The sequence below is a fragment of the Gallibacterium faecale genome (assembly GCF_027920745.1).
In the GTDB taxonomy this organism is placed as follows: Bacteria; Pseudomonadota; Gammaproteobacteria; order Enterobacterales; family Pasteurellaceae; genus Gallibacterium; species Gallibacterium faecale.
In genome coordinates this window covers 1-2,175 of the sequence record NZ_JAQIBB010000032.1, presented here as the reverse complement: position 1 = coordinate 2,175, position 2,175 = coordinate 1, and the positions used below count along the sequence as shown (strand labels likewise).

Genomic DNA, 2,175 nt, shown 5'->3' with positions numbered 1-2,175 from the left:
TACTGTGAACTTTGTCAATGGCAATGCGACAACAGCGATAGTTGAAACAGCTGCTGATGGTAAATCTAGCACAGTTAAATATGATGTTCAGGTGGATGGTAGTACTATCAAAGTTGTAGATGGTAAGTTAACCGTTGCGGCAGATAATAATACAGTAACCGGCGTAACAGCTGGTGATAATATCACGGTTACATCAACGACAGATGCGAGTGGTAATCCAACATACACTGTAGCCACTAAGAAAGATGTAACATTTGATAGCGTTAGTATCAATGGTGGTCCAACCATCAATGCTGATGGCATTAACATGAATGGTGATAAGATCACTAATGTAGCAGATGGTGATATTTCTCCAACGAGCAAAGATGCAGTTAATGGTAGCCAGTTGTACTCTGCGGTTAACAATATCAACTCGAATATCGCAGCTTCGAAAGAAGAGGTGACTTCGAATGATAAGTCAGTAACTGTAACAACAACGAAGAATGCCTCTGGTTCTAATGTGTTCGATCTATCAGTGAATACTGATGGCACGACCATTACGAAGAATGCTAACGGTGTATTGACAGTGAATACAACTCCGTTAACAAATAATACTGATGGTAGCGTGAACACTCCGGCTGCACCGAATGCAATCGCAACAGCAAGTGATGTCGCCAATGCAATTAATAACTCTGGTTTTAGTTTAAGTGCTCAAGGAGCTAATGCTAGCTTGGTGAAACCTGGTTCAGTTGTTGATATGAATAATACTGATGGCAATATCAGGATTAGTAAGTCTACGAGCAGTAATAACGTTACTTATAACTTGTCTAAGGATATAAAAGTTGATAGTATTTCTGTTGGCGATACGCTAGTGAATAATGATGGTATCACTATTAGTAAAGGTAATATTGATGGTCAAGATGTGCGCATCACTAAAAACGGTTTAAACAATGGTGGAAATCGGATTACTAATGTTGCTAATGGCGAAGTAGATAGCGATGCTGCCACTGTTGGACAATTAAAACGTACTAACCAAAATGTATATAACAATATTGCTGTATTGGAGCATAAAGTAAATCACGAAAATCGTGATTTACGTGCTGGTATTGCAGGAGCTAACGCCGCTGCGGCGTTACCGCAAGCTTATATTCCTGGTAAATCCATGATTGCAGCTGCTACAGGTACATACCGTGGGCAAAGTGCACTCGCAGTAGGTTATTCAAGTATCAGTGATAATGGCAAAGTTATCTTGAAGCTTCAAGGTAACACAAATACTCGCGGCAATATCGGTGGTGCGATAGGAGTTGGTTACCAATGGTAATTAATAATAGTTTCTTATTAAGGTATTAATTATGAATAAAATTAAAATAACAAGCTTGGTTCTGTTAACAACGAGTTTTCTGGTAGCTTGTTCGACTAAGAGTAATGTTCGTGCCGATGGCACGACGGATAAACCGGTTTTTCCTGAACCATATTCTGTAACATTTAACAATAGTCGAGGTACCTTCCCTACAGTTGATGAGTTAGTTAACATCAAAGCAGGTATGACAAAAGATCAGTTGTATAAACTGATTGGTCGTCCTCACTATGATGAGGGTATGTTCAATGTGAGAGAATGGGACTATTTGTTTCACTTTCACACCCCAGGTCAAGGTACTAATGATGTAACTACTTGCCAATTTAAAGTAATTTATGACAAAGATAAGTATGCTCGCAGCTTTTTCTGGCGAGCAGTAGATCCTGTTGATGCTGTATGTCCACCGAAAGTGCCAGCTAAAGGTCCTACTCACATTCTGAATTTGGGGGCCGATGCACTGTTTGCCTTCGATAAGAGTGGTCGTAATGATATTTTGCCAGAAGGTTATGTTAAGCTTGACCGTCTTGCCGAAGACATTAAACGTTTTGAAAAAGTAAGTGCTATCCGTATTGTTGGTCACACAGACTATAAAGGTAGCGAAGCTTATAATGATGCACTTTCAAAACAGCGTGCGGAGACTGTACGACAATACCTCGTTTCGCGCGGTGTCCCTGCTGGTGTGATGAGTGTACAAGGTTTAGGCGAGCGTTATCCTGTTCAGGATTGTAGTGCTGACTTGTCACCAAAAGAAGAAGTGAAGTGTTTGCAGCCGAACCGTCGAGTTTCAATTGAAGTAGATGGCGTAGGTCAATTGAAAAAAGAATAAGTGTATGAAAATA

Annotated in this window: 2 protein-coding genes; both read left to right on the top strand. The window is 40.1% G+C overall.

Annotated elements, in window-relative coordinates; genetic code table 11:
* A partial coding sequence (locus tag PF272_RS02150; RefSeq protein WP_271141438.1) for a YadA family autotransporter adhesin occupies positions 1–1,300 on the top strand: 1,300 nt, incomplete at its 5' end.
* Between the two features lie 31 nt (positions 1,301–1,331).
* On the top strand, positions 1,332–2,162 hold the full coding sequence (locus PF272_RS02145) for an OmpA family protein (RefSeq protein WP_271141437.1): 831 nt from the start codon (positions 1,332–1,334) through the stop codon (positions 2,160–2,162).
* The last annotated feature ends 13 nt before the right edge of the window (positions 2,163–2,175 follow it).

Coding starts and splice junctions, on each gene's coding strand:
- PF272_RS02145 (WP_271141437.1), top strand. CDS start 1,332: ATGAATAAAATTAAAATAACAAGCTTGGTTCTGTTAACAACGAGTTTT.